This is a genomic window from Pandoraea anapnoica, assembly GCF_902459765.1.
In the GTDB taxonomy this organism is placed as follows: Bacteria; Pseudomonadota; Gammaproteobacteria; order Burkholderiales; family Burkholderiaceae; genus Pandoraea; species Pandoraea anapnoica.
Window position 1 is genome coordinate 579,024 of sequence record NZ_CABPSP010000001.1, and the last position, 24,096, is coordinate 603,119.

The following is a 24,096-nucleotide window of genomic DNA, read 5'->3' on the forward strand; positions in this document are numbered from 1 at the left end:
AAGGTGGCATCGTGCGTTCGGACGCAGACTGATAGTCTTCCCACTCGGTCTACCCGACATTCATGAATTCGACCTCATGCCTCATCGGCGGCAACTTCCCCGTACGGCGCTACCCGGAATCCAATCTTAGCGAGCGACGGATGGCGTTGCTCGACAACTTCAACCGCCGTCTGGAAGGACGTAATTGTCCCGATGACGTCGAGTTTCGGGGCTTCCTGGCGCGGTTCTCGAATCTTGGACCGATCGATACCCTACGCAATTGCTTCACCGGCGGGGACAAGGCAGACATTCTGATCTGGGCCGCGCAATGTCACGTGTCGTCGTATGGCGCCGGACGGGATTTTCTGGTGCGAGATCAAATGTTGGACCACGCCACCGATGCCTCCCAAAAGTTGCTCGATGCGCTGCAGTCCGATGCCCGGGACCACATGCTGCGGAGCGCGCGGATTGGCCCTCGTTTCCAGATCGTTCTGTCATTTCCTGAAGTTGCGCTGAACCTTCCGCTGGGGCGTTCTTGCTTCGGGACTGAGCCGGGAGCGCTGTCGTACGACGAGGCCAGAGCACTGCTTCTTGGTCGCGACGGGGGGACGCCATCGCTTCTGGAGCGATTTTCCAGTGAGATGGACCGGACCCGTACGCCGTATTCCGACATGGACGTCTGGGCGGCATGGTACGCCTGCATCGAGCGCTGCATTGGCGGCAAACCGATCAGAGAATTCAGCGCAGATCCCACCGAATTCAGAACACTCGGATTCGCCTTGCGAGCGTTGGCAAGCCGGGTATCCGAATGTTCGAACGCGAGCGACCTTCCGCTTCTCCGGATGCTTGCCAACAGCCTGGAGGCATTCGATCACGCGCAGGATGGGAAGAACGTCGCATTAGGGTGGAGCAATATCGCGGGCTACCATCTGCAGGCCGGAGATGAACAACTCGCGAGCCGCGCGTACACGCATGCCGGGGGAAGGTTCACGCAGGCAGCCGAACTATTGATGGCGGAGAGGAAGTCGGCCGAGGGGAATCAATGCATGGTGCTAGCGCATGATGCCTATGAGAAGGCGGCGGTTTATCGCGCGAATGCGGCGGTGAACGGCGGCGCTTCCGGCTCGACCGTCGCGCAGGTGCACGCCGCCCTGAACGGAACAGACGCGCCCGATGGCCGGGCAAGGCCGCAGGACGTCTCCGGCATTACAGCGCCCGTAATGTCCTCGACCGAACTTGTAAATGTCTCGGAAATCAATAACGATAACCTAAGCGACCGTTCAAGATCGCACTCGCCTTCATGACGGATTCGCTGCGCCGAAGATGGGAATGCGATGATCCCCGGCGCGGCGAATACTGAAAGAGAACGTCTGACGCTCGGGCGCAGACTTGGTGGCTCCAAGCCTCCTTCGAGACGACGTTCATGCCAGAAATCTCTGCCACCTCCAGCCCGAACTTTCCGGTCCCGAAATATCCGAGCCAAAGTCTCAGTGAGCGCCGAATCGATCGGTTGTCGGGCTTCACCCGTATGTTCGATCGCGACGTGCCCTCGGACAGCGCCATCGACGCTTTCATGAGTCATTTCGCGCACATGGGACTGCGGGACATGGTGCTTGGCTGTCTGTCCGACGGAGAGAAGAAGCGAATATTGTGTCTTGCGGCGCGTTGTCACGTGGGGACGTTCGGCCCGGGCCGCGATTTCCTTGAGCGCCGGAGGCTGCTCCACCACGTTGATCAGGATGCTGCGGACCTGTTCGGAGCGCTTCCCGCATCAATCAAAGAGGCCATGATCACCAGCGCACTTATCGGTGATCACGGGCAGATCGTCTTTACGTTCCCCGGCAACGGGTTACGTATTCCCCTCGGGCGTACCCTGTTAGGTACGGGAGAGGGCGCATTGACGATGTACGAAGTCGGCCAACTGCTGATGTATCAGGAAGGGCAATTGGAATCGCTGCTGGAGCAATTCTCTGCCGGACTCGGGCGTGTCGATGCGGAGTACCCGGACAACGAGGCGTGCCATGTCTGGAACGACTTGATTGCGCGATGCATCGACGGCAAGCCGATCGAACAGTTCAGCAATGACCGGACGATGCTGGGCGTGTTGGCATTTGCACTGAGGGAACTGGCGGGTCGGGTATCGGCGCGCGGGCTTCATGACGAATTTCCAATACTACGCATGCTCACCGATAGTGCGATAGCGTATTTTCATGCCGACGATCCCAAATCCTGTGCGGAAAGCTTGATCCAAATGGGGCATTTTCACCAACAAAGAAGCGATTTTTGCAACGCGGCATGGGCGAACAAGATTGCGGCAAATGTCCGTGCGGGTGCTGCGCTCGACCTCTGGAACGTCGGGCGATATGCCGAGGCAGAGGTGTTCCGAGAATTGGCATACGCGGCCTATGTGACCGAAACGGCGTTTGCGGCGGCCACCGGTCAAGCGAGGGCCATTGCCCCGCCTGAGGGGGAAGGATCTCCGCCGCCTCTCATGCTCGGTAAAAATATCCCTCAATCCGAATTCGACGCGTTGTGGGCCGCGCGTAGTTCTCAGCCAATGCGATCGAGCGTTCCGCCGTCACCAACATGATCATCAATCGTACCGGAGGGCGAAGACGCGAATTCGGGCGCGTCTTTCTCCGACGCGAGGTCCAGCTTCAGAACCGAATCCGGATCCAGCTTCGGATTGAATCGCCGCGACGGGATAGGAAATCGATGATGGCGAGCGTGGTGAAATCTGAAAGTGCGCGCCCGGTGCTCCAACGCAGACTGGTGGTTCCGAGATTTCGATGAGACGACCTGTATGCCAAATGTTTCTGCAACGCCCGGTCATAACCCCCCGGTATCGGCCGCTTCGCACGAAAGTCTTCGCGATAGCGCCATCGATCAACTGAAAGACTTCACTCGTCGGTTCGACGATGACAACTGTCCTGCGGACCATGTGATCGACGACTTCATGCGGAACTTCGATTTCACGGAACTGTTGGGACCTGAGCTTCGCGGCCTGTCCGAAGAAAAAAAGGAGAAGGTTTTGCGCGCCGCAGCGCGCTGCCACGTGGCCTCGTTTGGTCGGGGCCGCGAATTTCTTGCGAAATGCAACCAGCTTCATCTCGCTGACGAGGATTCCGCAGCGCTGTTTGGCGCGTTGCCCGCCGAGTCCAGAGCGGCGATGATTGCCGACGCATGGGTGGGTGATCACGGGCAGATTGTCTTTCCCTTCCCGGATATCGAGTTGCGTATCCCTCTTGGACGCACCTCGCTAGGGACCGGGGAGGGTGCATTGACGATGCCTGAGATACGGCAACTGCTCATGGAGCATGAGGGGCAGTGTCACTGGCTGTTGGAAATATTCCCCGCCAGGATCAAGGGTCTTGACGCACACATCCCGGATACCGAGACGTGTCATGTCTGGAATGATCTGATCGATCAATTCATCGATCGCAAACCGATTGCGGAATTCAGTGAAGAGCGGGGGGTGCTGGGAGCGCTGGCGTCTACCCTGAAGAAGCTGACGGACTGTGCTGACGCACGGGGGTGCGGCGAAGAATTTCCAATGGTTCGGATGCTCACCAATAGTGCCGAAGCGTATTTTCTTGCCCGGAATCATAGGTCCTGTGGCACAGCCCTATTGGATCTCGCGACTTCTCATGTGCGCAAATTGGAATGCGACGCGGCCGTAGGCGCCATCAAACTTGCGGCAAGCGTGTTCGCCAGAAATGCGCTTGCACTTTGGGAAGGCGGTCGATATGCCGAAGCCGTCGTCAACCAGCAAATGGCAGTGAGCGCGTACTTGGGGGAAGCCGTCGTCATCCAGGATTTAGCAATGAACGGGTACCTGAGGAGAATCAAGTTAGGAGGTGCCAGCAGCATGTCCCCGGGGCCAACAACTGGGGCGGACGATGAAATCGTGCCGCTCCCCAAGCTTGTCGAACACATCAGCCAGTCTGATTTTAAGGTCGCGTGGGAAAATCGACGGGTAGAGACCGTGGAAATGGGTTCGCAACTTATGTGGGACCTAACAATGGAGGGAATGACGAGAAGGCTCGGGAAATTGAGGGCCCAAAAGTTTGTCCATGACCCGTCGAACTAAGCGAGCTGCGCCTTCGGGGGACACGTTGCGCAAGAGGGGGCGTGCATCGGTCCGGTAGAAGGCCATCCAGTGACGAGGTGGATGCCGTCACTTCCCGCGAACCGGTAGCAGTCAGATATCCCACAGCGAGGACGGCGATACTTGAAAGTGAGTCAGGAAGGGCGCGCGCAGACTGAATTCAATACGTGTCTCTGGAGACTCCATGACAATTCCACCGAATTCGTTGCTCAACGGCCCGAATCTGCCGATCGCGTCGCTTCCCGGTCATCATTTCAGCGACCGACGACTGGGTGAGCTGAGCCGGTTCAATAGCACGATCGCGGAGAATGCTCGCCCACCGGACTCGGTGTTTCTCGCATTCCTGAACAACTTCACGCACATGGGGCCGGTCGACATCATCCGTGACTGCTTTTCGAGTGGTGGAAAGAAGTCCGAAGTCCTATCCAGGCTGGCGCGTTGTCATGTCGCGACATCGAGCGCCGGTCGCGATTTCCTGGTCTGCAGGGATATGCTTCGACAGGTGAATCAGGACGCATGGGAGCTATTGCGCGGGCTGACACCTGCCGCCAGAGAAACGATGCTCAAAGGCGCCACGTTGGGCGCGCGTGACCTGATCGTCCTGACCTTCCCGGACTACGAATTGCGCATGCCGTTGGAGAGCGACTGCTTCGGTGACGGCGATGGCGCGCTCTCGGAAGCCGAATCCAGGCAATTGATGATGAAACGCGACGACACTGACCGAACGCTGATCGGTAATTTCGCAAGGGAGCAGAAGCGATCGCATGCAGGGTATTACGACTCGGGTGTGCTGCGTGCCTGGAGTTCCTTTCTTGAGCGCTGTCGCGGTCAAATGCCAATCGAATCGTTTGGCGGCCGAGATACGTTTGAGGCGTTGGCGCTTGCCTATCGGGCCGTTGCGCGAGGCGCTGCCACGCAGGCAAACCACGCCGGCATACCGTTGGTCTCAGCCCTGCGCATCAGCGCCAAACTGTTTGATGCCGCCGATAAGCCCAAGGCGAGCGGACTTGTCTGGCGGGACATTGCCAAGCACCACCACGAGGCGGGCGAGACATCGTGGAAAATCGATGCCCTCAACCGTGCCGGTGCCAAATTATCTCTCGCGGCCGATTTGTTTCTCACGCTAACGCAGGAGGGAAAGGCCAAAGAATGTCTGGAAATGGCATTCGATGTCTACCGAGAATCCGGCAACTTGGCGCAAACGATTCGCACGGGAATGGCGTTGTACGAGCGTCATATCGGCAGCAATTTTCAATCGGAAGCGCGTGCTGTTGCCGCCGTTGTCGCGAATACGGCGCGTCGTATGGGAGACAGCGCGGGATTCCGTCGATGGAACGCACTGGCAACGCAAGGGTTGCCAGTGAACGACGGCGTGCTCGGCGCAACGACTTCGACGCCGCCATTCGAATCCGGAGTCGCGCCGGAGTCGCTGTGAGTGTTGCGACCGCCGACGTTCCAGAAAGCAGCTTAAGCGAAACCGACCTTCCATCCAATCTACGAGGCCGACATGCCGCCAGTACCTCCCGTTTCCGGCGCGAATCCGTTGTTGTGCACGCCCCCTGAACTCCACCTCACCGATCGTCGACTGGATGTCCTCAAGCGCTTCGACGAGCAGATTAGCGCGACGACGATCCCGGCGGATCGGATATTCGAGGATTTTCTGAGCGGATTCACGCGTACAGGGCGTCTGGGCATATTGGGCGGCAGTTGCCTCGGCAATTCGGAGAAAGCGCAGATGCTGCACCGGGCCGCCCGGTGCCACATCGCAGCCTCCAGGGGCGGTGCCAGGTTCTTGCTCGCCCGACAACTGCTCGACCGTGTCGATCAAGACGCATTGACGCTGTTGTGCGAATTTGACTGCGATCACCGCGCGGAACTGCTGGGAAGTGCGATGCTGAGTGACGACGCTCGGATTGTGGTTGCGTTGCCCGGTAGCGAACTACGTATGCCATTGGGCCTGAGTTGCTTCGAGACGCTTAGCGGCGCGTTGAGTGTTGCCGAGGCGGGCGAGCTGGTGCTGCGTCGCGATGAGGAGGGCCGAACGTTGTTGAGCCGCTTCGTCGATGGGCACAATCTGTGCGACAACGGCGCCGACGGGCTGGATGTCGTACTCGCCTGGGCGACACTGCTACGTCAGGCGACAGACGGCGTCCTATCTGGCGATTTCAAGGTGACGCCGCCGGACATCAACGATATAGGAAGTGCCTATCGCGCGCTGGGCGAATGGGTGTCGATGCAAGAGGGTCATCGGGTGTTGCGGCGGATGCCTCTGTTGATTTCCAGCGCCGCATGTTTCGGCGTTGGTGACGTGTCTGCTAACGAGGCGTTTGTGTGGCGGGATTTTGCCGCCCATCTTGCGTTGACGAGGGACGAGGCAGGTGCCAGGACCGCATATCGGGAAGCCAGCGTCCTGTTTCTCGAGCTGTACCGCAAGCGCGCGGCGCGAAACGAGAAACGGTATCTCCGTCAACTTTTGCAGCTTGGATTTGAGTCGGCAAAAGCAGCAGGAGATAAGGCGTTGACGGCGTACGCAGGGGAGAGACTCTTTACGATCGACTGGATGATCGGGGACGCTCCGGAGGCGCGTGCCGTTGGCACCGAAATGGCGAAAATATCGGACGAATCCGGCGATCAGCGTAGCGCGACGCACTGGCGGAATCGGGCCGCGAGGCAAGTAGCACCAATCGATCTTCTAGAACAATACGGCGCCAATGATTCCACTTTTAGCGTGTACGAGTCCACGATGCGTCCGATGGACATGCGGATGTTGAAATCGGTGGAGGATGATCTGGCACTCTTGAACCCGACGAAGCGCGGACCGACGCAGTAGTGCCGTCGAATCGCTGAGGTAGGTGGTGAGCGGACGGCAGCGAGTCGTTACCGTCCATTTCGCGAAGCAGGATCAGAGATCGAACTCCGGATCCGAGGATCGCAGTTTGCGCCAGATCGAGCGCACCGTGAAGGCGACCAGCAGCACCGTCAGACTCACGACACCAAGTGCGAGGGGCGTGCGTTGGTCCGGGATGAAAGCCATCGCGCCGACAATCGACATCATGCCGATGATCGCGACCCACGTGAGGTACGGAAATCCCCACATGCGAATCTTGAGCCGGGCCGGTGCTTCACGTTCGAGCCGCTTTCGCAGCTTCAACTGCGAGAACGCGATCAGCACGTACACGAAGATCGCCACGGTGCCGTACGAGTTCACGAGGAACGCGAACACGGTATCCGGCGAAACGTACGACATCACCACCGCCGCGTAGCCGAACAGTGTGCCGACGAGAATCGCCCGCACCGGCACGCCACGTGAATTCAACTTGGCGAGTGAGCGCGGCGCGTCGCCACGACGCGTCAGCGCAAAGAGCATGCGCGAGGACGCGTAGAGCCCAGAATTCAACGCCGACAGCACGGCCGTCAGCACTACCGCATTCATGATGTGCGCGGCTGCCGGGATACGCATCGCTTCGAGCGCGCTCACATACGGCGTTGCCATGCCAGCCGAATTCCAGGGCACGAGCATCACAACCAGCAGGATCGAGCCGATATAGAAGAACAGCACGCGGCCGATGACCGAGTTTGTGGCACGTGCCACCGCCTGCTGCGGCTCGGCGGCTTCGGCGGCGGCAATCGTCACGATCTCGGCACCGAAGTAGAACCCTGTGGCCGCTACCGCCCCCGACATCACCGGACCGATGCCATTCGGCATGAAGCCGCCATGCGAGAGCAGATGTCCGGTGCTGGCCACTGCGCCCGGCCACATGCCGAACACGAATAGCCCGCCGAGGAACAGGAACACCACAATCGCCGCGACCTTGATCGATGCAAACCAGAATTCGAATTCGCCGTACGACGCGACCGACACCAGATTCGTCAGCGTGAGCACCACGAGCAGCACGAGGCTGATGGCCCATGCGGGAATGTCCGGCAACCAGAACTGGATCAGGTTCGCACCGGCCACAGCCTCGACGGCGACCACGATCACCCAGAAGTACCAATACATCCAACCCGTCAGAAAACCGGCCAGCTCACCGCCGACCGGCTTGTCGTTCCATGCCAGCCGTGCGTATTCGTAGAACGATCCCACAGCGGGCATCGCGCACGCCATTTCGCCGAGCATACGCATGACCAGCACCACCAGCGCGCCGGTGATCAGAAACGACAGCACCGCTGCGGGGCCTGCCGCGTGGACGACCACGCCGCTGCCGACAAACAGACCGGCACCGATCACGCCGCCCAGCGCGATCATGCTCATGTGACGTTGCTTGAGGCTCGATTGCAGATGCGTTCCGGTATCACGATTGGCCATGACGACCTCCTGTGAGCGGGTGCGCGAAGCGGGGAATCACTGCGAGGACTGCAACGAGGGGGGAACTGCCGATGAATGTCTCAACTGCCACACAACCTCCTTAACACCTTGTCTGACGTCAGGTGCGGCGCGGTAGGTACTGGGGGGCGCGCCGCCCTGCGTCTTTTTGTGATGACCAACGAAAACCGCTTCTGCCCGGTCAGACCTTGCCTTTCCAGGGCACGAGTACGCGCTCGAGATAGCGCATGATGAGATCGAACCCGAAGGCGAAGAAGCCGATCACGATGATCCCCATGATCACGATGTCCGACGCGAGGAATTCCGCCGCGTTGAGCACCATGAAACCGAGACCGCTCGATGCAGCCACCATTTCGGCGGCCACCAGCGTGGTCCAGCCCACACCGATACCGATGCGCATGCCGGTGAAGATTTCCGGCAGTGCCGACTTCACGATCACGTGCATCACGATCTGGCGCGGCGACGCGCCCATCGAATACGCCGCGTGAATCTGCTCCATCGAGACGGAACGAACGCCCGCCCGTGCTGCAATCGCCAGCGGCGCGAAGATGGCCAGATAAATCAGGAATACTTTCGAGAACTCGCCGATGCCGAACCAGATGATCACAAGCGGCAGATAGGCCAGTGGCGGCAGAGGGCGATAGAACTCGATGGGCGGGTCGAACACGCCACGTCCGATGCGTGAGACGCCCATCAGAATGCCGACGGGAATCGCCGTCACACATGCGAGCGCAAATGCGCCGAACACGCGATACAGACTGGCGAGCGTGTGTTGCCACAGCGTCGAGCCTGCAAAGCCCTCGGTCGATACCTGAATGAATTTCTCGACGATGGCGCGCGGTCCCGGCAGGAACAGCGGCTTGATCATTCCCGACGACGTAATGGCGACCCAGATCGCCAGTAGCGCGCACACAGTCACGACGCTGATCGCCAGGCTCGGCCCCTGACCGGGTGCGCCGAACGATTCACCGGCCTTCACGGGACGCGGGGCGAACATGCGGGCGAAGAACCCCTTGCGGCGCGGTGCACGCGGCGTGTTAAGGGGGGAGGACGGACGCTGCATGCCGCTGCCATTCGTGGCGGACGGTGCCTGCGGGGTAGTGACGGGTTTGGTCATCATGATGGCTCGTCTCCGGCTTCGATCAGGCACGTCAGGCCGCGACCGCACCGGCAGACGCAGTCTGCCCGGCACGCTCGTCACCGTAGATGATGCTGAGCACCGTCTCGCGCATGGCGATGAAATCGGGGCTCGACTTGATGGCGCGCGCATCGCGGTTTTCGAGATAGCGCTTGTTGAAGTCGAGTTCGTAGGTGTGGGTGATGCGCCCAGGCCGCGGCGACATCACGATGAGGCGGCTGGCGAGAAACAACGCTTCTTCCACGCTGTGCGTGATGAAGAAAATCATCTTCTGCGTCTCGCGCCAGACGTCGAGCAACAGTTCCTGAATGGTCTCGCGGGTGAGCGCGTCGAGCGCTGCCATCGGTTCGTCCATCAGCAACATCGACGGATTGCAGGTCAGCGCCCGTGCAATCCCCACGCGCTGCTGCATGCCGCCCGAGAGCTGGTAGATCATGTGATTGTGGAAGTCCTGCAAGCCCACGAGCGCCAGATTGCGTGCGGCGCGGGCGCGTCGCTCCGTCTTGGGAATGCCTTGCAGCTTCAAACCGAATTCGGTGTTTTCCATCACGCTCAGCCACGGCAGCAGTGCGTGCTTCTGGAAGACGACGCCACGGTCGGCGCCGGGGCCTTCGATGGGGGCGTCGCCGAGTAGCAATTCTCCGGACGTAGGGGCGATGAAGCCGGCCATCAGACTGAGCAGCGTGGTCTTGCCGCAGCCCGAAGCGCCGAGCGCCACAACAAAATCGCCGGGTGCGATGGTCAGATCGACGTGGGCGAGCGCCTGCACCTGCTCACCGGGACGCCGGCCGGGATATACGACGCTGACGTCGTTGACGATAAGTTGTTCCATGAAGCCCTTCTCCAGTCGATCCAGCTAATCCAGCGATCGGGGGAGGGGATGGCGCGCCGCACAACCGGCCGGCGCGTCGGCCCCGGTGCGGCTTACTTCAGTTTGAGCGCGGCGTCGACGTAACGCGACGTGACGAACGGCGTGTAGTCCGCCTTGACGGCATTGATCTTCTGCTGGCCCTTCAGGAAGTCGGCGGTATCTTTCAGTGCCTTCGCAGCGCGGCTGTCCTTGCCGCCGCCGAGCCATTCCGCAGATGCCTGTTGCTCGGCCGATGGATAGGCGTAGAGCGACAGTGCGCCCGGCACGTCTTCCGGCTTGCCGCCGATCATCTTGACGATGGACTTCACCTGCGCAGAGCCCGGCGTCCAGGCCGCCTGATTCTGACGGTAAGCCGCATCGGCGCTGGCGATCACTTTGACGAACTTCGCCATGAACTCGGCATTCGCTTCACCCCACTTGCGGTCCACGGCGATGCCATCGAACGTCGGTTTGCCCTGCTTCGACAATTCGCCCGACGTGATCAGCACATGACCGCTTTGCTTGATCTGCGCGAGTGCCGGATCCCACACGTAAGCCGCATCGATGTCGCCGCGCTCCCATGCGGCCACGATTTGGTTCGGCTGCATATTGAGGACCTGTACTTCGGTCGGCTTGATGCCCCATTGCTGCAGCGCAAACATCGTGTGGTAGTGGGTCGTCGAGACGAACGGCACGCCGATCTTCTTGCCCTTCAGGTCGGCGGGCGTCTTGATGTTCGACGCATTGCGCACGACCATCGCTTCGGCCTGGTTGATGTCGTCCAGGATCCAGAACAGTTGCAGGTCCAGTCCTTGCGAGACGGCCGCCGCCATGGGGCTGGAGCCAAGCACGCCGATCTTGATGTCGCCCGAGGCGAGCGCCGTAGCGACCTTGGCCCCCGATTCGAACTGGCGCCAGTGGATCTTGTAACCCGTCGCCTTCTCGAACTCACCGCTCGAAATGGCAACCAGCCACGGATCGACGATCTGCTGATACGCGATCGTCACCTCTTTCTCCTGCGCCTGCGCCGTTGCGGGCGCCGCCAATCCGAGCATCAGGGTTGCGGGCAAGGCCGCAGCCGCCAGTGCCGTTGCCGCGAATACCCGTCGCAGCCGGTTCGGAAGTCCAGTCATGGTTCACCTCAGTTCGAAAGGTTTTCGGTGGAACTCTCGGGTTGACGCATCTGGCATGACAAATCGGCGTCAAGTGAGTGCATCATTGCCGCGCGCATTTTTGTTCGTTAGAGCCAGTTGGCCGCATTTGATGATGCCAACTGGTCCAGTTGCCCCGTGATCGGCCCGTAAGCCGCATGAATGCTCGAATCTCGCCTGTTTTCGCTCGTCTGCGGATAAACCCCAATTCGGAATAAACGTCACCGTCTCATGAGTAATAATTGACGTTCTAGAAGTGACAGACAAAAAGGGGACGCGATGTCGAGCCGGATTTCTGCGGCGATGTGGAACCAGTTGTTTTTGGTGTCGGCGCGAGCGGGCATGAGTTTGCAGAGCCAGATTCGCCAGATGCTCGTGTCGGCGATTCTGGACGAGCGACTGATGCGCGGCGCGGCCGTGCCGTCGTCGCGCGAGCTGGCCGAAGGGCTGGGCGTAGCGCGCAACACGGTGGTGCTGGCCTACCAGCAACTGGTCGACGAGGGCTATCTGATCGCGCGGGAGCGGCGCGGCTACTTCGTCAATGGCGATATCCTCGCGCCGCGCGTCGGGTCGCAGCCCGCAAGTGCGCGGGACGGACGCGATAGCCGTGACGGGAAGCACGCGCCGGAAGGGCGGGCGGAGACGGAATTCGCTGGCACCATCGCGCCGCTGGATCCGTCCACGCCCGACTGGGAGGGACGCTATGTCGTGCGGCCTTCAGCGCAGCGCAACATCGTGAAACCCATCGACTGGCAGCAGTACCAGTACCCGTTCATTTACGGACAGTTCGATCCGACCATGTTCCCGACCGCCGACTGGCGCGAGTGCTGCCACAAGGCGCTCACCGTCATGGAGATTCGAGACTGGGCGCCGGACATGATCGCGCGCGACGATGAAACGCTGATCCAGCAGATTCGCACGCGCGTATTGCCGCGTCGAGGCGTGTGGGCCGATGCCGATCAGATCGTGCTCACCAATGGTGCGCAGCAGGCGCTGTATCTTCTCGCCGATTTGCTGGTGGGCGCGCGTACGACGGTGGGCGTCGAAGACCCCGGTTATCCCGATGCCAGAAACATCTTCGCGATGCGCACGCCGAAGCTGGTCGGACTGCCGGTCGACGAGCACGGGGTGCCGGTGGACGAGCGGTTGTCGCACTGCGATTACGTGTACGTGACGCCGTCGCACCAATGCCCCACGACCACCACCATGCCGCTGGCGCATCGCGAGGCGCTGCTGCGTCGCGCAGAGGCCGACGACTTTGTGGTGATCGAAGACGACTACGAGAGCGAGAACAGCTATTCGGACATTCCGATTCCGGCGCTCAAGAGTCTCGACCGCAGCGACCGGGTGATCTACATCGGCAGTCTGTCGAAGTCGTTCGCGCCCGGCTTGCGGCTGGGGTATATCGTCGCGCCGGCGGCGCTGGTCAATGAGCTGCGTGCGTTGCGCCGGTTGATGATTCGTCACCCGTCGGCGTTCATCCAGCGTTCGTTCTCCATGTTTCTCGCGCTGGGTCATCACGATGCGCTGTTGCGACGTCTGGCCGACACCTACGCCAAGCGTGCCGAAGTGCTGAGCGCTGCGCTCACGACGCACATGCCGGAAGCGTCGTTCGTGCGCGTGAAGGGTGGGGCGTCGTGTTGGGTGCAGGGGCCACCGCAGTTGAACGCGAACGTGCTGGCGGCGCGGGCAAAGTCGCGCGGCATTCTGATCGAGCCGGGCGATGTGTTTTTCATGGGGGATAACCCGCCGCGCAACATGTTCCGGCTCGGCTTTTCGTCGATCCGGCTGGAGCACATCGAAGCGGGTGTCATCGCCCTGGCCGAGGTCATGCGCGAGACGATGGCCGAGGCGACGTCAACCTCGCGCTAGTTCGCCGGAGCGGGCGACGATGTCAGGCGGACGTCGAAATGCCGACCGTCTGACCTTGATGGCGCGACATGATGTCCAGCGCCTGTTGCAAGCGCTTCGCGTTGGCCGGATCGTTCAGCGAGAGAGCGCCCGCGATGCCCTCACGTGCACGCTGCGCAAAGTCGATGCGCTCCGGGTCGAGCTCTGCCGGAATCTCGGCGCTGCCATCGACCGGCACCTTCATCGTCATCGCCATGAACGGCGAGCTATCGTCGAGCGACATCTGGCCGCTGCGAATCTGATCGTTAGCCCAGTCGCGCATCTGCTGACGTGTCATGTTGCCGAAGTCGATCTGACGAGTGGTCTGTTGCGCGTCGGCGTTCGCTTTGACAGGCTGTTGCGTCTTTTCGGCGAGTACGGCACGAAACGAATCGATGTCGGTGCGGCCATGCCCTGAAGCTATGCCCGACGACGCGCGTCCGGTGAGCGCCTGTGTGATTCCGTTATCGATCTTCATGGGGGAATGTCAGTCATCCTAACGGTGAGAATTTCACAGATTCAGCACTATGTGGATGTGACGGTATCCATTCCCTCATGTTTCGTCAATTAAAACGTCACGGCGTGCCATTGCGTCCGTAAAGGCGGAAGCCTTCACGTTCGGACAAGGTTTCGTAGTAGACCGACACGGCCTCCAATTGCGGACGCTCGATCGGCACGCTGAACCAGCGATGCACCGACAGGCCGACGGGGATGTCGGCGAGCGTGAAGTTGTCGCCGCTCACGAAGGCCTGCGTCGTTTGCAACTGACGGTCGAGCACGCGCATGAAGTCGTTCCAGCGCGCAGTGTTGGTGGCGAGCGCCTGCGGATCGTCGTAGCCGGGTGAGCGACGAATCAGCGACAGGAAAGAGTACTTCCACGCCGGGTTCAGGTCGGACGACTGCCAGTCGATCCACTGATCGACGCGGGCACGTTTGCGGGGGTCGACGGGATAAAGGTCCGTGCGTTCACGCGACGCGGCGAGATAACGCAGGATGCTGTTCGACTCCCAGAGAACGAAGCCCCCGTCTTCGATCACCGGCACCATCAGATTCGGATTGAGCGCCGCAAACTCCGGGCTATCGAGCTTGCGCGAGTTGTCGCCGTTGCCCCACGGTTCGTTGGTGAATGGAATGCCAAGCTCATGAGCGAGCCACAACACCTTGCGTACGTTGATGGAAGCGGGTCTGCCGAGAATGCGGAGCACGGAAATCCTTCATCGGTGGGAGGAGTGACCAGATTCTAGTCACGCCGCCACCTCAATAACAGATACAGATTCGCCACTTCCCGGCCAGAACAGTTCGGCGTCCTGTCAGAAGGTATGACGCAGCCCCAGCGAGACCCCGACCTTGCTACCGTAGGTGCCTTGCGAGGCGATCAGCGTGTATTTGCCGCTGATGTTGTTGTGATCGACTTCCAGATAGACGTCCGTGCGCTTGCTCAACTGGTAATCGGCCATACCGTAGACGGCGGTACGTTTGCCGCCCGGTTGCGCCTGCCAGTCGACGAATCCGCCGACCCCAAGCGTCAGCGCAGGCAGCGGGTTGTAGCTCAGGCCGAGCAGCATGACATTGTTGCGCGTCTCGACTTCGGTCAGTTGGCTGTGCAGGTAGCCTGCCGTCGCCCGCCATGCGCCGAACGCCGCGCCCGTTGAGAAGCCGAACGTGTTGCGCGACTGCGTGCCGTCCGCCGATGTCAGGCGCTGGTAAAGCAGCGTGCCGTTGACTCCACCCGCCGTATAACCGGCCGTCACCCCCACCCCCGAGTTCGCATGCGTATCGCTCGCGGCGTTGCCGAACGTGTAGGCCGTGCCCAGCGAGAAGCCACCGGCGTCGAGCGTGTACTTAACGGTGTTGTCGAGTCGGCTGCCGACATAGTTGCTCGCGACGATCAGAGTATCGAGGTTCGGATTGTTGAAGATCTGTGCTGCGCCCATCGCCGTATAGCCCACGCTGTACTGACGGCCGACCGATAACGCGCCGTAGCTGCCGCGCACGCCGACGAACGCCTGGCGGCCGAACAGCCGTCCCGCGCCGTTGGACGACGCCTGTCCGAAGCCCGCGCTCTTCGTGCCTTGCAACGACGTGCCGTCGTCGAGACTGAAACCGCTCTCCAGCACGAAGAACGTCTCCAGATCCGGTGCAAGTTTCTCCGTGCCCTTGATGCCCCAGCGCGACCCGGTAAACGAGCCTTGCGAGGCACTGAACAGCTTGCCATCGCTCGCGTTGGCATTGGTCTCGTAGCGGATGGCCGTGTCGATCAAACCATAAAGAGTGACTTCGGCGTGCGCACTCGCGGAGGCAAGTAGCAGCGGCGAGGCAAAGGACAGGCAGGCCGCGGCGTACCCGAGGCGGCGTCGTGTTGCGAAAGGCATGAAACGTGTCTCCGATGTGGTTTTTGTGGTGTTGCGGTGGTGGATCAGGCGGGTGGTGCGGCAGTCCGCGTTGCGACGGCAAACACGGCGCTGGCGGTAGCGAGCGGGCGGCCTTGCGCGTCGAGCACTTCGGCCTCGCAGAACGCGAGCGTGCGGCCGCTGCGGCGCACCCGTGCGTGTGCGGTGATTCGCCCGCGTGCGGGGCGCAGGTAGTTGATCGTGAGGCTGGCGGTGCCGAGGTTGTCGAACGCACCGCTCGCACGCGTGGCCACGCCCATCGCCGTGTCCAGCAGCGCCGCAATCAGGCCGCCGTGCGCGTTGCCGTGACGATTCGTATGCCGGTCGAGCACATCGCAGGCGAGTACGGCCGTGCCGTCTCCGGCGTCGACGAGTGCGAATCCGTTATCGAGACAGAACTGCGATTCGATGCGCAGTTCGCGGTCGAGGTCGGCGGCGTCCCGGCTCATTTCGTCGTCGCCGGACTGGCGCTTAGCTTCGGACGCAACATCGGATTGAGACCGGTGCGGGCCACGCGGCTCGCCAACTGGCGACCGAGCGCCGTCTCACAGGCTTGCGAGGCCGCCATCATGGCCGTCAGATCGATGCCGGTGTCGACGCCCATCGTTTCAAGCACGTTGACGAAGTCCTCCGTGCAGACGTTGCCGGTCACTCCACCGCCGTATTGCACCTTCGCGGGATGGCCGCCCGTGCCGCCAAAGGCGACGTCGAAGTGAGTCACGCCTGCTTCGAGCGCGGCGAGGTAGTTGACGATGCCGGTGCCGCGGGTGTCGTGAAAGTGCGCGATGGCGTGGACGTCCGGGAACGACGACAGCATCTGCGCGAACAGCGCCTTCGTCGACGCCTGCGTCGCCACGCCGATGGTGTCGCCGAGCGTGATGTATTTCACACCGAGCGATGCGAAGCGCGCCACATCTTCCATGACGCTGGCCGGATCGATCACGCCTTCAAAGGGACAGCCGAACGCCACGGAAATCGTACCGACCAGACGGAAACGGCCTTGCGCCGCTTTCGCCATCGCTTCGACGCGAAGCCACTGACCCGCACGCGACTGCTTGAGGTTGCGCTCCGAGTGAGAATCGCTCGCCGAGACCAGCAGGCTGATTTCGTTGACGCCGATCCCGGCGTCGAGATCGGTCAGCGCGCGCTCGACGGCGCGCGTGTTGGCACACGTCGCCTTGTAGTGAACGCCATCGACGCGCGGCAGCACGGCGAGCAACTCGCTCGCGTCGGCAAACTGCGGCACCACGGTCGGATTGGAGTAGGACGTGGCTTCCACGCGACGAAATCCGGCGCGCGCGAACTGATCGATCAGGTCGCGTTTGGTGTCGGTGGAGAGGAACGCGGTCTCGTGCTGCAGGCCGTCGCGGGCGAAGCATTCGCACAGGATCAGATCGGACATGACATGCGGCGCTGCGCGCCAGAAGTGAGTTCGGATGGAGCGCATGAAATCATTTAATGTGATGCAATGTCAAATAATTTATAAATCGACGCACAAGGGGTTTCCCGTAAATTATTCGAATAATTGCGGTGTATTCGAAGGTTCCGAACGAATATTGGATTATTTTGTTTGACGACGTCACATTTTGTGGATTAGGCTAGCCGCGATACCTTGTCTCACCTCTGGCTGATGAATCCGATGTCCCGAACCTCCCGAAACATGCCGTATCCCGACTCCCTGTTGATCGAAGATCGCGGCGCTGTACGCGTGATCACGATGAATCGCCCCGACAAGCGCAACGCGCTGAACAACGAACTGACGCAGGCGCTGCTGGCGGCGTTGCGTGAGGCCGATGCCGATCCCGAAGTGAACGCCATCGTGCTCGCCGGTGCAGGACAGAGCTTCTGTGCCGGGGCCGACGTCAAGGAATTCGGCGGCTTCGTGGCGGGCGGCAGCGATGCCGACGCCGCGCAGGCCGCGCTCAAGCGTGCGCACCTCACCACGTCGCTGCATCGGGCGTTCGTCGAGATCGGCACGCCGGTCGTCGGTGCGGCGCAGGGCTATGCAATGGGGGGCGGCGCGGGACTGGCGCTGGCGTGCGATCTGCTCGTGGTGGGCGAGAGCCTCAAGCTCGGCTATCCGGAACTGAAGCACGGCATCGTGGCGGCCATCGTGATGGCGAATCTGGTGCGTCAGGTGGGCCGCAAGACGGCGTTCGAGCTGGTGTCGACAGGCGATACCGTCGACGCGTCGCGCGCGCTGGCGCTGGGCCTTGCCAATCGTGTCAGCCCCGACAGCGCGCTGGTCGACGACGCCGTGGCGCTTGCCGCGCGTCTGGCAGACTACGATCCGGTGTCGATGACGGCGACCAAGCGTCTGTTCCATCGCGTGGCGGATTTGCCGCTTACGCAGGCGTTCGACGTCTCGCTCGATACGAACCTGATGATGCGCAGCTTCCCCAAGCGCGCCCCGAAGCCGTGAGCGCACCGATGAAGCCGCTGGCGGGCGTGACCATCCTCGAACTGGCGCGCGTGCTGGCGTGCCCGTTCGCCGACATGATCCTGGCGGAACTGGGCGCGACGGTCATCAAGATCGAGCAACCGGGCAGCGGGGACGAGACACGTACGTTCGAGCCGAAAGTCGGCGACGAGTCGGCGTACTACTTCGCCTGCAACCGCAGCAAGCAGTCCGTGACGGCGAACATGAAGACGGAAGCGGGGCGCGCGATCATTCGCGAGCTGGCGTCGCGTGCCGATGTGCTGCTGGAGAACTTCCCCGTCGGTACCCTCAAGCGCTACGGCCTCGATCAGGCGGCGATGCGCGAGGCCAATCCGAAACTCATCTACGTCTCGTGCACGGGATTCGGTCAGTCCGGCCCGTACGCGAAACGCAAGGGCTATGACACCGTCTTTCAGGCGATGGGCGGGCTGATGAGTCTGACGGGCGAGCGAGGCGGCGGTCCGGTCAAGCCGGGGCTGCCGATCGCCGATCTGTCGTCGGGCCTGTGGATCGCGATTGCGATTCTCAGTGCCTTGCAGGGGCGCACGCAAACGGGCGCAGGCTGCCACGTCGATTTCTCGATGCTCGACGGTCAGGTCAGTCTGCTAACTCTGGCCGCTGGCCGTTACTTCGCGTTGGGTGAGGTGCCGCCGCGTCTGGGAACGGAGCATCCGGGACGTGTGCCGTCAGCCACGTTTGAGTGCAGCGACGGGGCCTACGTCCACATCACGTGCAGCGATCAACACTGGCTGCCGTTGTGCGAGTTGCTCGGCCTCGACGAGCTGGCGGCCGACACCACGCTGTCGACCAATGCGGGCCGTGTCGAGCATCGCGACCGCCTGATGGCGGTGCTGACGGCTGCCATCGCTGGCAGAACGCGTCGCGAGTTGTGCGATGCGTGCGACGCCGCCGGTGTCCCCGCAGGCCCGATCCAGCATGTTGACGAAGTGCTCGCCGATCCGCACGTGCTGGCGCGCGGCATGGTGGGCGAGTTCGAACATCCGTCCATCGGCAAGTTCGGCGCGCTGCCGGTGCCGTTCAAGTTCGACGGCTTTGCCGATCCCGAAGTGGGACGTCCGCCGTTGCTGGGTGAGCACACTGAGCAGGTGCTGGCGACGCTCGGTTATGACCCGGCGCAAATCGCGGATTTGCGTCGCGAAGGCGCCATCTGAATTCGATTCGACGTTAGGAAAGACAAGCATGAAAAGTTGGGAGACATTAGAGATCGTGCGTCAGGACGCGGTCGTCGAAGTCGTGCTGAACCGGCCGCAGCAGCGCAACGCGCTGAACGCCGCGATGTGCGACGAACTGCGCGCCACCGTTCAGGCATTGCGCGGCGACGACTCGGTACGCTGCGTGATCGTTCGCGCCAACGGGCCGGTGTTCTGCGCGGGGGCGGATCTGAAGGAGCGTCAGGGCATGAGTCTTGACGATGTGCGCGCGCGCCGTATCAAGGCGTTTGCCGCTTACGACGCCATCGAGCAGATCGGCAAGCCGTGCATCGCGCTTGTGGAAGGTCCGGCTATCGGGTCGGGCGGCGAGATCGCCATGGCATGCGACTTCATCGTCGCGACCGATGCCGCCGCATTCCGCACTCCCGAAGCGCTTTGGGGGACGGTCGGCGCCACGCAGCGCATGCCGCGCGCTGTGGGAAAGCGTCTTGCCAAAGACATGGCCTTCACCGGTCGCACGTTGTCGGCGCAGGAAGCGCGCGAGGCCGGGTTGGTGTCGCGCATCGTGCCAGCGGACGGCGCGCTGGACGCCGTGCGTGTGATGGCGCAGACGATTGCCGCTGCGCCGCCGCTGGCGATGCGTCTCACGAAGGATTGCATCGACCGTGGCGTTGAGACGGACCCCGCCGGTGCGCTCGCCATCGAGCTGCTCGCCATCGACACGTTGCTGCAAAGTCCCGATTGGGGCAGCAAGATCGCGCGCTTCGGCAGTGGCACGAGCAACGACGTCGATCATGCGGCAAACCAGGATACGAAGCAGGGAGGCGGTCATGCCTGAAGTTCATGATGTGGGCCACGAAAGCTACGCCAGCCAGTTCGGGCTCCAAGGGCCGGTCACGCTGCCCGCCGTTCTTGAGGCGCGTGCGCGTGCAACGCCGGGAGCCGAAGCGCTGGTGATCGAAGGCGAGCGTGTCGACTATCGCACCTTGAGTGAGCGCGTCGCGCAGGCGGCCGCGCGCATGGTGCATCTCGGCGTTCGGCACGGCGAGCATGTCGGCATTCTGATGGGCAACTCGGTGGATTGGGTGGTGCTGTTTTACGCGGCGGCATCGATCGGTGCGGTCGCCGTACCCGTCAACACCCGATTCAAGTCCGACGAGCTGAACTACTGCCTGAGTCAGGGTGACGTGCGCGTGCTGTTCTATGTCGACACGTTCCTCAACATCGACTACACGAGCCTGCTGCGCGGTGTTGAGCCCGCCTTCGATGCGCAATTGCCGGGCGACTCTCTGCCGCTGCTGCGTCGCGCCGTGATGGTGGGCGATAGCGCGCGAGGTTTGCCGGAAGGTGTCGAGCATTTCGACGCATTGCTGGACACGCCTGCGTTGCGTGACGAAGTCGCGCGCCGCTCGGCGGCAGTCTCGCCCGACGACGTGCTGCTGATTCAGTACACCTCTGGCACGACGTCGTTCCCGAAGGGCGTGTTGCTACGTCATCGCAACATGCTGATGAATGCCGCCGCGTCGGCGCAGCGCATCGGTGTGCGTGCCGATGACCGCTACTTCAGCGTGCGTCCGTTCTTCCATGTGGCGGGCACGACGATGTCGCTGCTCGTCTCGCTGGTGACGGGGGCATGTCTGTTGTCGGTGCCATCGTTCGATGTGGCGCGTGTGCTGACCATTCTCGATGAAGAGCGCTGCACGCTGACGTCCGGCAACGACACGATTTTCCTGATGATGATGGGCCACCCCGAATTCCGTCGCGAGCGCATTCACCTGCGTGGCGGTTGGGCGGCGGCGGGGCCGGAAATCATGCAGAAGATTCACGACGTGATGGGCGTGCCTTACATGGTCGGCGCGTATGGGCAATCGGAAGCGTCGCCCAACGTGGTGCTCAACGATTGGCGCGATCCGCTCGAATTGCGCGTGGGCGGATGGGCGAGCCCGCATCCCGGTATCGAGATTCGCACGGTGTCCCCGGAGACGGGCGACGTGCTCGGTGCGGACGAACCCGGCGAGATTCAGGTGCGCGGCTGGAGCGTGATGAAAGGCTATTACAACAAGCCGAAGGAGACGGCGCAGGCCTTCAGCGACGATGGCTGGCTGCGCACGGGCGATCTCGGTGTGATTGACGGCGAAGGGCGCATGCGCATGCTCGGCCGTCTGAAGGATGTGTTCCGCGTCGGTGGCGAGAACGTGGCGCCCGCCGAAGTGGAAGAGACCCTGTTCACGCATCCGGCGGTGCAACTGGCGCAGGTCGTGGGGGTGCCGGATGCCCGTCTGGGCGAAGTGCCTGCGGCGTTCGTGGTGCTGCGCCCCGGAGCGGACGTCACGAGCGAGGCGCTGATCGACTGGTGTCGCGCGCGTGCGGCGAATTTCAAGGTGCCGAGATACCTGCGATTCGTCGATTCGTTCGACGGCATCGGCATGACGGGTAGCTCGAAAGTGCAGAAGAACAAGCTGCGCGATTACGCGATTCGGGAGTTCGGTTTGTCCTGACACCTGACGGCGGGACGTCGATGGACACGACGTCCGCCCCACGACCGAACCTCATCAAAAAATCAAGATTGGAGGAGACATGACTTCACATACGACGACGGCGTCACAGCCGTTCGGCGGGACAGACACGCCCGTTGCAAGTGCGGCCGGTCAGGTAGTCGAGGAATCGACCTACCGCAAGATCGCCTGGCGCACGCTGCCGTTGCTGTTCGTTTGCTACATCATCAACTACATCGACCGGGCGAACATCGGCATCGCGCAGATTCAGTTCAAGGCGGATCTGCATTTCAGCGATCTTGTCTACGGCATCGGTGCGGGTTTGTTCTTCGTCGGCTTTCTGCTGTTCGAGGTGCCGAGCAACCTCATGCTCGCCCGCATGGGTGCACGCAAGACGCTGTTGCGCATCATGACGCTCTGGGGCGCGGTCTCCTGCGCCATGATGTTCGTGCGCACGCCCACGGAGTTCTACGTCGCACGCATGCTGCTCGGTGCGGCGGAGGCAGGCTTCTTTCCCGGGCTGATCCTGTATCTCAGCTACTGGTTTCCGGCGGAGCGGCGTGCACGTGTGACGGCGTTGTCGTTCGTCGCGATTCCGATTGCGACGATGATCGGTGCGCCGACGTCGGGCTGGATCATGCGCAGCTTCCATCAGATTCATGGTCTCGCGGGCTGGCAGTGGATGTTCCTGCTCGAAGGCATTCCTGCCATCGTGCTCGGTATCGTGGTGTTCTTCGCGCTGGAGGATCGGCCGGAGCAGGCCAAATGGCTGAGCGACGACGAGAAGGCGCGGCTGACGCACGTGCTCAATGAGGAGCGTCGTCAAAAGGCGGGCAAGGGCGGTGGAGGTGGTCACGGTCACGGCGGTACGCTGGCGGCGCTGGGCGACTGGCGCGTGTACGTGGCGGGACTGGTGTCGTTCTGTGCGTATGTGCTGGCGAGCACCATCGCGTTCTTCGCACCACTGGTGATTCAGTCCACCGGTGTGAAAGATCCGTTCCACGTCGGTCTGCTCTCGGCGATTCCGCCGGTGGTCGGCATCGTGTCGATGCTGATCGTGAGTCGCCATTCGGACCGTCAGCGCGAGCGTCGCTGGCATGCTTCGGTGCCGCTGATGTTTGCGGCGGCGAGCCTCATGGTCATGCCGTATCTGTCGCACAACGTCGAGCTGGCCGTGGTCTTGCTGGCGGTGGCGACGGCGGGGCACCTGTCAAGTTTGTCCGTCTTCTGGACGATTCCGTCGACCTATCTCGCGCCCGCCAGTGCGGCAGCCGGGATCGCGGTGGTGAGCAGCATCGGTGCGTTGGGCGGGTTGGTCGGGCCGAGCGTGATCGGCTACGTGAAGACGACGACAGGCAGTCTCGCGCTCGGCTTGCAGGTCGCCGGATGCTTCGTGTTGTTCGGCAGCATTCTGTTGCTCGTGGGTATTCCTGCGCGGCTGTTGCCCAAGGGTGTTTCTCGCCCGTGATTGCGCCGGCGATTGCGTTCCGAAGGCGGTGCGCAATCCGTGTGGAGTCAAGGCATGTGCGGGTTTGACCGGGCACGGGCGAGGCGATAGCATGACGCCATTCCTTTCCCCGCCTACCGGCTGACTCGTCACATGCCCAAGCCCAACTCTTCGCGCTCGGCCGAACCGGTGAGCGCAGCACCGTCCGACTTGCGGCAGCTCACGTCGTTTCAACTGCGTCAACTGACGAACATCTACACGAAGGGTTCGTCGAGCGTGTACGAACGCAACTTCGGTCTGACGCTCAACGAATGGCGCTCTATCGCGTTGCTGCACAGCAGCGACGGTATGTCGCTCAATCGGCTTGCCGAGCAGGCGCAGTTCGACCGCGGGCTGATGAGCCGTACGGTGACGGCGCTCGAAGCGCGTGGCATTCTCCAGCGCAGCACCGACAGCGCGGACGCACGCGGTGTCGTCATCTCGCTCACGGCCCACGGCCGCGATCTCGTGAAGCAGGTGTTTCCTGTCGCCGAAGAACTCAACGACCGTCTGTTGTCTGTGCTCACGCGCGCAGAGCGCGATGCGTTGCCTAAAATACTTGACAAGCTCACGTATCAGGCGAGGATCATGCTAGACCAGGAGCGTGAAGAGGCTGGAGAAGGGCTTTGATCGAGTTGTTGGTTTTGCGGTAAATTGTTTGACAATGCATCAT

Annotated in this window: 21 protein-coding genes; 12 read left to right on the forward strand and 9 right to left on the reverse strand. The window is 61.9% G+C overall.

Annotation, left to right across the window (positions count from 1 at the left end; all coding sequences use genetic code 11):
- Positions 1–62 precede the first annotated feature (62 nt).
- From PAN31117_RS02735 to PAN31117_RS02755, 5 genes are all read left to right on the forward strand, one after another.
- Complete coding sequence (locus PAN31117_RS02735; RefSeq protein WP_150736816.1) at positions 63–1,283, forward strand: hypothetical protein; 1,221 nt, start codon at positions 63–65, stop codon at positions 1,281–1,283.
- 119 nt (positions 1,284–1,402) lie between these two features.
- On the forward strand, positions 1,403–2,569 hold the full coding sequence (locus tag PAN31117_RS02740; protein WP_150736817.1) for a hypothetical protein: 1,167 nt from the start codon (positions 1,403–1,405) through the stop codon (positions 2,567–2,569).
- Between the two features lie 213 nt (positions 2,570–2,782).
- Positions 2,783–4,069 (forward strand): hypothetical protein, encoded by a 1,287-nt coding sequence (locus PAN31117_RS02745; protein WP_150736818.1) that lies wholly within the window; start codon positions 2,783–2,785, stop codon positions 4,067–4,069.
- Positions 4,070–4,292: 223 nt separating this feature from the next.
- Positions 4,293–5,522, forward strand: a complete 1,230-nt coding sequence (locus PAN31117_RS02750; RefSeq protein ID WP_150736819.1) for a hypothetical protein — start codon at positions 4,293–4,295, stop codon at positions 5,520–5,522.
- Between the two features lie 72 nt (positions 5,523–5,594).
- Positions 5,595–6,917, forward strand: coding sequence for a hypothetical protein (locus PAN31117_RS02755; RefSeq protein WP_150736820.1), 1,323 nt, complete (start codon positions 5,595–5,597; stop codon positions 6,915–6,917).
- 72 nt (positions 6,918–6,989) lie between these two features.
- On the opposite strand, the gene PAN31117_RS02760 is transcribed toward PAN31117_RS02755, so the two are convergent.
- From PAN31117_RS02760 to tauA, 4 genes are all read right to left on the reverse strand, one after another.
- On the reverse strand, positions 6,990–8,393 hold the full coding sequence (locus PAN31117_RS02760; protein WP_150736821.1) for an amino acid permease: 1,404 nt from the start codon (positions 8,391–8,393) through the stop codon (positions 6,990–6,992).
- A 199-nt stretch (positions 8,394–8,592) separates the two neighbouring features.
- Positions 8,593–9,408 (reverse strand): ABC transporter permease subunit, encoded by an 816-nt coding sequence (locus tag PAN31117_RS02765; protein ID WP_150736931.1) that lies wholly within the window; start codon positions 9,406–9,408, stop codon positions 8,593–8,595.
- Positions 9,409–9,562: 154 nt separating this feature from the next.
- The gene (locus tag PAN31117_RS02770) at positions 9,563–10,381 is read right to left on the reverse strand and encodes a taurine ABC transporter ATP-binding protein (RefSeq protein ID WP_150665506.1); all 819 of its coding nucleotides are present in this window, start codon (positions 10,379–10,381) and stop codon (positions 9,563–9,565) included.
- A gap of 92 nt (positions 10,382–10,473) precedes the next feature.
- Entirely contained in the window at positions 10,474–11,532 is a 1,059-nt protein-coding gene (tauA, locus tag PAN31117_RS02775; RefSeq protein WP_150736822.1) for a taurine ABC transporter substrate-binding protein, read from the reverse strand.
- A gap of 297 nt (positions 11,533–11,829) precedes the next feature.
- On the opposite strand from tauA, the gene pdxR reads away from it, so the two are divergent.
- A complete protein-coding gene (gene pdxR, locus PAN31117_RS02780) occupies positions 11,830–13,422 on the forward strand; it encodes a MocR-like pyridoxine biosynthesis transcription factor PdxR (protein ID WP_150736823.1) in 1,593 nt (530 codons plus the stop codon).
- 22 nt (positions 13,423–13,444) lie between these two features.
- Here the strand turns inward: pdxR and PAN31117_RS02785 are convergent, their stop codons facing one another.
- The 5 genes from PAN31117_RS02785 to PAN31117_RS02805 all read right to left on the reverse strand — a co-directional run bounded on the left by PAN31117_RS02785 (position 13,445) and on the right by PAN31117_RS02805 (position 17,232).
- On the reverse strand, positions 13,445–13,918 hold the full coding sequence (locus tag PAN31117_RS02785) for a hypothetical protein (RefSeq protein ID WP_150736824.1): 474 nt from the start codon (positions 13,916–13,918) through the stop codon (positions 13,445–13,447).
- A 97-nt stretch (positions 13,919–14,015) separates the two neighbouring features.
- Positions 14,016–14,645, reverse strand: a complete 630-nt coding sequence (locus PAN31117_RS02790) for a glutathione S-transferase family protein (RefSeq protein WP_150736825.1) — start codon at positions 14,643–14,645, stop codon at positions 14,016–14,018.
- Between the two features lie 105 nt (positions 14,646–14,750).
- Complete coding sequence (locus tag PAN31117_RS02795) at positions 14,751–15,812, reverse strand: porin (protein ID WP_150736826.1); 1,062 nt, start codon at positions 15,810–15,812, stop codon at positions 14,751–14,753.
- A gap of 44 nt (positions 15,813–15,856) precedes the next feature.
- The gene (locus PAN31117_RS02800) at positions 15,857–16,279 is read right to left on the reverse strand and encodes a PaaI family thioesterase (protein WP_150736827.1); all 423 of its coding nucleotides are present in this window, start codon (positions 16,277–16,279) and stop codon (positions 15,857–15,859) included.
- Positions 16,276–17,232, reverse strand: a complete 957-nt coding sequence (locus PAN31117_RS02805; RefSeq protein WP_150736828.1) for a hydroxymethylglutaryl-CoA lyase — start codon at positions 17,230–17,232, stop codon at positions 16,276–16,278. Before PAN31117_RS02805 ends, PAN31117_RS02800 begins: the two co-directional genes overlap by 4 nt.
- A 237-nt stretch (positions 17,233–17,469) precedes the next feature.
- Here PAN31117_RS02805 and PAN31117_RS02810 point away from each other — a divergent pair, with 237 nt between their 5' ends.
- The 6 genes from PAN31117_RS02810 to PAN31117_RS02835 all read left to right on the forward strand — a co-directional run bounded on the left by PAN31117_RS02810 (position 17,470) and on the right by PAN31117_RS02835 (position 24,053).
- On the forward strand, positions 17,470–18,252 hold the full coding sequence (locus tag PAN31117_RS02810; RefSeq protein WP_246188875.1) for an enoyl-CoA hydratase/isomerase family protein: 783 nt from the start codon (positions 17,470–17,472) through the stop codon (positions 18,250–18,252).
- Positions 18,249–19,442: a CaiB/BaiF CoA transferase family protein gene (locus tag PAN31117_RS02815; protein WP_246188876.1), complete on the forward strand. Its 1,194-nt coding sequence runs from the start codon at positions 18,249–18,251 to the stop codon at positions 19,440–19,442. Before PAN31117_RS02810 ends, PAN31117_RS02815 begins: the two co-directional genes overlap by 4 nt.
- A gap of 28 nt (positions 19,443–19,470) precedes the next feature.
- Positions 19,471–20,280: an enoyl-CoA hydratase/isomerase family protein gene (locus tag PAN31117_RS02820; protein ID WP_150736829.1), complete on the forward strand. Its 810-nt coding sequence runs from the start codon at positions 19,471–19,473 to the stop codon at positions 20,278–20,280.
- Positions 20,273–21,940, forward strand: coding sequence for an AMP-binding protein (locus PAN31117_RS02825; protein WP_150736830.1), 1,668 nt, complete (start codon positions 20,273–20,275; stop codon positions 21,938–21,940). Before PAN31117_RS02820 ends, PAN31117_RS02825 begins: the two co-directional genes overlap by 8 nt.
- Before the next feature lie 79 nt (positions 21,941–22,019).
- On the forward strand, positions 22,020–23,405 hold the full coding sequence (locus tag PAN31117_RS02830) for an MFS transporter (RefSeq protein WP_150736831.1): 1,386 nt from the start codon (positions 22,020–22,022) through the stop codon (positions 23,403–23,405).
- A gap of 132 nt (positions 23,406–23,537) precedes the next feature.
- On the forward strand, positions 23,538–24,053 hold the full coding sequence (locus PAN31117_RS02835; RefSeq protein WP_150736832.1) for a MarR family winged helix-turn-helix transcriptional regulator: 516 nt from the start codon (positions 23,538–23,540) through the stop codon (positions 24,051–24,053).
- Positions 24,054–24,096 lie beyond the last annotated feature (43 nt).

Coding starts and splice junctions, on each gene's coding strand:
- PAN31117_RS02735 (WP_150736816.1), top strand. CDS start 63: ATGAATTCGACCTCATGCCTCATCGGCGGCAACTTCCCCGTACGGCGC.
- PAN31117_RS02740 (WP_150736817.1), top strand. CDS start 1,403: ATGCCAGAAATCTCTGCCACCTCCAGCCCGAACTTTCCGGTCCCGAAA.
- PAN31117_RS02745 (WP_150736818.1), top strand. CDS start 2,783: ATGCCAAATGTTTCTGCAACGCCCGGTCATAACCCCCCGGTATCGGCC.
- PAN31117_RS02755 (WP_150736820.1), top strand. CDS start 5,595: ATGCCGCCAGTACCTCCCGTTTCCGGCGCGAATCCGTTGTTGTGCACG.
- PAN31117_RS02760 (WP_150736821.1), bottom strand. CDS start 8,393: ATGGCCAATCGTGATACCGGAACGCATCTGCAATCGAGCCTCAAGCAA.
- PAN31117_RS02765 (WP_150736931.1), bottom strand. CDS start 9,408: ATGTTCGCCCCGCGTCCCGTGAAGGCCGGTGAATCGTTCGGCGCACCC.
- PAN31117_RS02770 (WP_150665506.1), bottom strand. CDS start 10,381: ATGGAACAACTTATCGTCAACGACGTCAGCGTCGTATATCCCGGCCGG.
- tauA (WP_150736822.1), bottom strand. CDS start 11,532: ATGACTGGACTTCCGAACCGGCTGCGACGGGTATTCGCGGCAACGGCA.
- pdxR (WP_150736823.1), top strand. CDS start 11,830: ATGTCGAGCCGGATTTCTGCGGCGATGTGGAACCAGTTGTTTTTGGTG.
- PAN31117_RS02785 (WP_150736824.1), bottom strand. CDS start 13,918: ATGAAGATCGATAACGGAATCACACAGGCGCTCACCGGACGCGCGTCG.
- PAN31117_RS02795 (WP_150736826.1), bottom strand. CDS start 15,812: ATGCCTTTCGCAACACGACGCCGCCTCGGGTACGCCGCGGCCTGCCTG.
- PAN31117_RS02800 (WP_150736827.1), bottom strand. CDS start 16,279: ATGAGCCGGGACGCCGCCGACCTCGACCGCGAACTGCGCATCGAATCG.
- PAN31117_RS02805 (WP_150736828.1), bottom strand. CDS start 17,232: ATGTCCGATCTGATCCTGTGCGAATGCTTCGCCCGCGACGGCCTGCAG.
- PAN31117_RS02810 (WP_246188875.1), top strand. CDS start 17,470: ATGTCCCGAACCTCCCGAAACATGCCGTATCCCGACTCCCTGTTGATC.
- PAN31117_RS02820 (WP_150736829.1), top strand. CDS start 19,471: ATGAAAAGTTGGGAGACATTAGAGATCGTGCGTCAGGACGCGGTCGTC.
- PAN31117_RS02825 (WP_150736830.1), top strand. CDS start 20,273: ATGCCTGAAGTTCATGATGTGGGCCACGAAAGCTACGCCAGCCAGTTC.
- PAN31117_RS02830 (WP_150736831.1), top strand. CDS start 22,020: ATGACTTCACATACGACGACGGCGTCACAGCCGTTCGGCGGGACAGAC.
- PAN31117_RS02835 (WP_150736832.1), top strand. CDS start 23,538: ATGCCCAAGCCCAACTCTTCGCGCTCGGCCGAACCGGTGAGCGCAGCA.